The sequence below is a fragment of the Streptomyces sparsogenes genome, assembly GCF_001704635.1.
In the GTDB taxonomy this organism is placed as follows: Bacteria; Actinomycetota; Actinomycetes; order Streptomycetales; family Streptomycetaceae; genus Streptomyces; species Streptomyces sparsogenes.
The window spans coordinates 1-6,346 of the sequence record NZ_MAXF01000135.1; the positions used below are offsets into that span (position 1 = coordinate 1).

The window sequence follows — 6,346 nt, forward strand, 5'->3', positions numbered from 1 at the left end:
TGCCGGCGCTAGATGCCGAACTTCAGGCCCTTGGAGTGAACGTAGTCCGCCACGGCCTTGATGCCGTTGGGGAAGCGGGTGCGGTTGGGCACCAGATCGCCGTTCGCGTTCCGGCTCGGCTCCGCCCAGCAGTCGTCGATGTTGACGTACTCGTAGCCGACGTCCTTGAGGCCGAGCGAGACGAAGGCGTCGGCGACCCCCTTGACCATCGACTCGTTGAACGAGGCGTCGCAGTGGGTGGCGTTCCAGTTGTTGAAGCCCATGGGGGGCGTGCGGAGCAGTCCGTTGTCCAGCGCGGCGGCCTGGCCGGCCCCGGCGGTGAGCGTGAAGGTGACGGCGGCGGCCGCGGTGGTGGCGGTGGCGGTGGCCGCCGCGAGGAACGAGCGGAGTCCGCCGGATCGTGCGTTTCCTTGCATGATCATCTCCTCCGGACGCAGTGATGCACCGCGTGAAGGTAGGAGGTGTGGCTCGGGGAGTCAAGGATTGGTACAGGCCAGCTGCCCTGCCCGGCGGCGGCCCCCGCCCCCAGCCCCGGCCCAGCCTCCGGGCCCCAGCCCCGGCTACGTCTACCGCAGGCCCGGGCGGGGGTGAGCGCCCCGGGTTTGGCGCCGAAGCCCCCGTTTCCGTAAAGTTTCGCCGTTACCCCCCACCCCACCACCTAGGGCACCCCCGCCCTGGCACAGGCGAAGCAGAAAGCGGCAGCGGCGATGACGGTGACTGAAGACGGCCGGGCCGAGGATCAGGGCATCGACCCGGAGCGTCTGGCGACCTGCCTGAGCGTGCTCGAAGAGCTCGACCGGCTGCCGCTCGACCACCCCGACGCCATCACGGTGCGCCGCGCCACCTCCGGCATCTACCGGATGGTCAAGCAGCGCAGGCGCCAGGAGCGCCGGGCCGCGAAGACGGCCCACGACAAGTCGGTCACCGAGGCCACCGCCACCGGCGCCGCCGACCGCATCGACGACGAGACGCTGGGCCGCGCCCTCGCCAGCTCGGTGACCACCCCGATCGCGGGCATCCTCCAGCGGCCCCGCTCCTGCTACGTCTGCAAGGCCCGCTACGTCGAGGTCGACGCGTTCTACCACCAGCTGTGCCGGGACTGCGCCGCCGAGAACCGGGCCCGCCGCGATGCCCGCACCGACCTCACCGGCCGCCGGGCGCTGCTCACCGGCGGCCGGGCGAAGATCGGCATGTACATCGCGCTGCGGCTGCTCCGCGACGGCGCCCACACCACCATCACCACGCGCTTCCCCAACGACGCCGTCCGCCGCTTCAAGGCCATGCCGGACAGCGGGGAGTGGCTGCACCGGCTGAAGATCGTCGGCATCGACCTGCGGGACCCTGCCCAGGTGATCGCGCTGGCCGACTCGGTGAGCGCCGCGGGCCCGCTGGACATCCTGATCAACAACGCCGCGCAGACCGTACGCCGCTCGCCCGCCGCGTACGCGGAGCTCATAGCGGGCGAGTCGGCCCCGCTGCCCGCCGGAGAGCTGCCCGAGGCCGTGGTCCTGGGCGCCTTCGGCAGCGGCGCCCAGGCGGCCCTGCCGGGGCCCGCGGCGGCGCCCGGCGGCGGTCTGAGCGCGCAGGACCTCACCGACCTGGCCCTGACCAGCGGCTCCGCCTCGCCCGCGCGGATCGAGGCGGGCACCGCGATCGACGCGGGCGGGCTGGTGCCCGACCTCGACGACAGCAACAGCTGGATCCAGCGGGTGGACCAGGTGGACCCCGTGGAGCTGCTGGAAGTGCAGCTGTGCAATGAGACGGCGCCGTTCATCCTGGTCAGCCGATTGCGCCCGGCGATGGCGGCCTCGCCCGCGCGGCGCAAGTACGTGGTGAACGTGTCCGCCATGGAGGGCAAGTTCAGCCGCGGCTACAAGGGCGCCGGCCACCCGCACACCAACATGGCCAAGGCCGCCCTCAACATGCTGACCCGCACCAGCGCCCGCGAGCTGTTCGAGACCGACTCCATCCTGATGACCAGCGTCGACACCGGATGGATCACCGACGAGCGCCCGCACCCCGACAAGATGCGGCTGGCCGCCGCGGGCTTCCACGCCCCGCTCGACCTGGTCGACGGCGCGGCCCGGGTCTACGACCCGATCGTGCGGGGCGAGCGCGGCGAGGACGTCTTCGGCTGCTTCCTCAAGGACTACGCCCCCACCGACTGGTAGCCGCTCACAGGCGCCCGGCGCGCGCCGCCGGGGCGGCCGGGCGGGTCGCCCGGCGGGCCGCGGCGAGCCACCGGCGCGCCACCCGCCCCGCGCGGCGGCGGGCCGCGGCGCGGCCGCGCCGCCAGGCGCGGGGGAGGCGGCTGGCCGCCAGGTCCTCGAAGAGGCGCTCGTAGCGCAGGGCGATCGGCTCGGGGTCGTAGGCCCGCGCGGCCTCCAGGGCGGCCGCGCCCATCGCCCGGCGGGCGGGCGCGTCCTCGACGAGGTCCAAGAGTGCCGCGGCGAGGGCGTCCTTGTCCCCGGTGGGCACCAGCCGGCCGGTGACCCCCTCCTCGATGATCTCCGCGGGGCCGAGCGGACAGTTGGTGCTCACCACGGGGACCCCGCAGCGCATCGCCTCGACGATCGTCATGCCGAAGGACTCGGCGTCCGAGGCCACCGCGACCAGCGACGCCTTGGCGAACTCCGCCTCGATCGACGGATGCGGCCCCATCAGGCGGGCGCTCTCCGACAGGCCGAGCCGGTCGATGAGGTCCTGCAGCCGCTCCTGCTCGGCGCCCCCGCCGTAGATCCGCAGCCGCCACTCGGGGCGCTTGGCGGCCACCGCCGAGAACGCCTCGATCAGCAGGTCGAAGCGCTTGCCGCGGACCAGCCGGCCGGCCGCGGCGATGACCGGCGCGGTGCCGTCGGAGGGGCTGACCGAGGGCGCCGGCACGCTGTTGGGTATCGCGAGGGTCCGTACGCCCGCCAGCGGCATCTTCGCCCGGTAGACCGCCGCGTCCGCCTCCGTCGTGGTCACCACGGCGTCGAGCGTGCGGTAGTGGCGGGCGAGCTCGGCCCGCAGCGCCTTGCTGTGCGCGTCGTGCCGCAGATGCTCCTGGGCGATGCGCAGCGCCCCGCGCGGGGCGAACTCGGCTATGTAGACATTGGCGCCGGGACGGGTGCCAATGATCACATCGGCGTCGCAGCCGCGCAGGTACTCCTCGACCCGCTCGTCGTGCAGTCGGCTGTACTGGCGGTACCGCTTCTCGGCGGAGGGAAAGACCCGGGCGGGCTCGCCGAGCCGCGGGTCGAGCGCGTCGAGGCCGCTCGGACGCGTGTCGACCAGCGGGACGAGCCGCACCCGGGGGTCCACGGTGAAGCGCGGCGTCTCCCGGTGCCGCTGCATCGAGGCGATCTCCACATCGTGCCGCTCGGCCAGGGCCGCCGCCAGGTTCAGCGTGGTCCTGATGGTTCCGCCGATCGCGTAGACGTTGTGGAGCAGGAATGCGATCTTCATGTGGTGTCTTTCCGGCCGGTGACAACACCGGGGGCGACCACCCGGCGGCAGCCGGCGGCGATCGGTCCGCGGCCTCGCCACGTGGCGACCGCAGGCCCCCGGATCGTTGCGCATACCCTGACCGGCCACGGTAAACCGGCTGCGTGAACAAGGTGAGAGCCGGGTAAGAAGCCAGGCCACGGGGGGCCCTGCGACGCCCGTCGCCGGTCCGGCTTGGCAGACTCGGGGTGTGACGACGTACAACACCGTGCTGCTCGCCGAGGACGACCGGGCCATCCGCCACGCGCTGGAGCGGGCCCTGTCGCTGGAGGGCTACCGGGTCACCGCCGTCCCCGACGGCATCGAGGCGCTGGCCGCCGTCCACCGCGAGCGCCCGGACGTGATCGTGCTGGACGTGATGATGCCGGGCCTGGACGGGCTGCAGGTGTGCCGCGTGCTGCGCGCGGAGGGCGACCGCACCCCGATCCTCATGCTGACCGCACGGGTGGAGACCGCCGACCGGATCGAGGGTCTCGACGCGGGCGCCGACGACTACGTGGCCAAGCCCTTCGAGGTGGACGAGGTCTTCGCCCGGCTGCGCGCCCTGCTGCGCCGCGCCGCCCCGGCCCCCGGGCCGGCGCGGGAGGAGCCCGGTCCCGACGGCACCACCCAGGTGGCCGACCTGCGCCTGGACCCCTCCGCCCGGCGCGTGTGGCGGGCCGGGACGGAGCTGGAGCTCACCCGCACCGAGTTCGACCTGCTGGAGCTGCTGGCGCGCAACAGCGGCATCGTGCTGGACCACGCCACGATCTACGACCGCATATGGGGCTACGACTTCGGCCCCGGGTCCAAGAACCTCGCCGTCTACATCGGCTATCTGCGCCGCAAGGTGGACCAGCCCGGCCTGGTCCCGCTGATCCACACCGTACGGGGCGTCGGCTACACCCTCAGGGAGGCGTGACGTGCGGCTCCCGCTCCCGCGCCGCCCCAGGTCCAGCCTGCGCGTCACCTTCGCGATCTCCTTCGCGGCGGTGGCCGCCGCCGTCACGCTCCTGGTCGGCCTCCTCAGCTACGGCGCGGCGGCCAGGCTGGTGCGGGCCGACCAGCAGAGCGTCTTCGGCGGGGTGGTCCACGACCTGCGGAACCAGGTCCGGCAGCAGCCGCTCGGCTACGAGGTCTACGTCCAGGACGACCCCGACCACGACGGCCCGCGCGACGACCTCCGCCGCCCCACCGGGACCGACATCCAGATCATCCGCCCCACGGGCACCGTCGCCGACCGGGGAAGCCCCGTCCTGCCGGTGGGCGACGCCGAGCGCCGGATGGCGGCGTCCCGCACGGCGGGCCTGGTGGCGCGGCGGGACGTCGAGATCGGGGACGACCAGTTCCGGATGGCCACCGTCTCGCTCGGCGCCCGCCGGGGCGCGGTGCAGGTGGCCCAGCAGTTCAGCGACAGCGAGGACCTGCTGCGGGAGCTCCAGAAGCGCACCGCGCTGTTCGTCGGCGCGGCCATCGCCGCGGCCGGGGTGGTCGGCTGGTGGCTGGCCGGGCGGATCACCCGGCGCCTGGTGCGGCTGACCGGCATCGCCGAGAGCGTGACGGCCACCGGACGGATGGACGTGGCGGTGCCGGTCACCGGGGAGGACGAGGTGGGCCGGCTGGGGCGGGCCTTCGACGGCATGCTCGGACAGCTCGCCCGCTCCAAGGACGACCAGCGGCGGCTGGTCCAGGACGCCGGCCACGAGCTGCGCACCCCGCTCACCTCGCTGCGGACCAATATCGCGCTGCTGCGCCGCTTCGAAGAGCTGCCGCCTGCGGCCCGCGAGGAGCTGCTCGCCGATCTCACGGGGGAGACCCGGGAGCTGACCGACCTGGTGAACGAGCTGGTCAGCCTGGCGGCCGGGCAGCGCGACGACGAGCCGAGCGTGGCCACGCCGCTCGGCGAGGTGGCGCACCGGGCGGCCGGCCTGGCCCGCCGCCGCACCGGCCGGGAGATCACCGTGACCGCGGACGACACCGTCGTCGAGGGCCGCGCGGGGGCCCTCCAGCGCGCCATCACCAATCTGGTGGAGAACGCGGCCAAGTTCGACGAGGAGGGCAGCGCGCCCATCGAGGTGGTCGTCCGCCGCGGCCGGGTGGCGGTCCTCGACCGCGGTCCCGGGGTGGCGGAGGAGGACCGGCAGCGGGTCTTCGACCGCTTCTACCGCGCGCCCGGGGCCCGCAGCCTGCCGGGCTCCGGGCTCGGGCTGGCCATCGTCCGGGAGGTGGCCGCCGCCCACGGCGGGACGGTGTTCGCCGAGCGGCGGCCGGGCGGCGGCGCGGTGGTGGGCTTCACGGTCGGGGACACCACGCGACAGCCGTGAGCCCTGAAGCCCGAAGAAGCCCTGAAGCCCCTGAAGCCTGAAGCCGTGAAGCCCGGATCCGTGAAGCCCGGATCAGTGAGGGGCCTCAGCGCTTGCGGGCCACCCCCACCCAGAACGACACGTCCGCGCTGTCGAGCGCGGGGGGCTCGCCGTCGGGCCGCCACAGATGCGGTTCCTGCACCCCCGGCTCGATGAGCTCCAGGCCCTCGAAGAACGCCTCGACCTCGCTCCTGCTGCGCACCTGGGCGGGGATGCCGCCCTTGGCGTAGATGTCGATGACCTTCTCCCACGTCTCGGGGGCGAAGTCCGGGGTGCAGTGGGTCAGGATCAGATAGCTGCCCGGGGCCAGGGGCTCGACCAGCTGCCGGACGAGCTCGTACGGCTTGTCGCTGTCCGGGATGAAGTGGAACAGCGCGTTGAGGGAGAGCGCCACCGGCTTGCTCAGGTCGAGCGTCTCGTGCAGCTCGGGGGCGTCCAGAATGCGCTCGGGCCGGCGCACATCCGCCTGGATGTAGGCGGTGCGCCCCTCGGGAGTGCCGTTCAGCAGGGCCTGGGCG

At 73.7% G+C, this 6,346-nt stretch carries 5 protein-coding genes and 1 pseudogene; 3 read left to right on the forward strand and 3 right to left on the reverse strand.

Annotation, left to right across the window (positions count from 1 at the left end):
- Positions 1-11 precede the first annotated feature (11 nt).
- A pseudogene (locus tag BBH68_RS27955) lies at positions 12-416 on the reverse strand (alpha-galactosidase); the annotation flags it as partial.
- A gap of 291 nt (positions 417-707) precedes the next feature.
- Between BBH68_RS27955 and BBH68_RS27960 the strand changes: the two are divergent.
- Entirely contained in the window at positions 708-2,171 is a 1,464-nt protein-coding gene (locus tag BBH68_RS27960; RefSeq protein ID WP_065966485.1) for an SDR family oxidoreductase, read from the forward strand.
- 4 nt (positions 2,172-2,175) lie between these two features.
- Here BBH68_RS27960 and BBH68_RS27965 read toward each other — a convergent pair whose 3' ends face one another.
- Entirely contained in the window at positions 2,176-3,447 is a 1,272-nt protein-coding gene (locus BBH68_RS27965; RefSeq protein WP_065966486.1) for a glycosyltransferase, read from the reverse strand.
- A gap of 229 nt (positions 3,448-3,676) precedes the next feature.
- Between BBH68_RS27965 and BBH68_RS27970 the strand changes: the two genes are divergently transcribed.
- Positions 3,677-4,387 (forward strand): response regulator transcription factor, encoded by a 711-nt coding sequence (locus BBH68_RS27970; RefSeq protein WP_065966487.1) that lies wholly within the window; start codon positions 3,677-3,679, stop codon positions 4,385-4,387.
- Between the two features lies 1 nt (position 4,388).
- Complete coding sequence (locus BBH68_RS27975) at positions 4,389-5,789, forward strand: sensor histidine kinase (protein ID WP_065966488.1); 1,401 nt, start codon at positions 4,389-4,391, stop codon at positions 5,787-5,789.
- An 85-nt stretch (positions 5,790-5,874) separates the two neighbouring features.
- Here BBH68_RS27975 and BBH68_RS27980 read toward each other — a convergent pair.
- Positions 5,875-6,346, reverse strand: a 472-nt coding sequence (locus BBH68_RS27980) for an SAM-dependent methyltransferase (RefSeq protein ID WP_174589104.1), incomplete at its 5' end; no start/stop codon positions are given.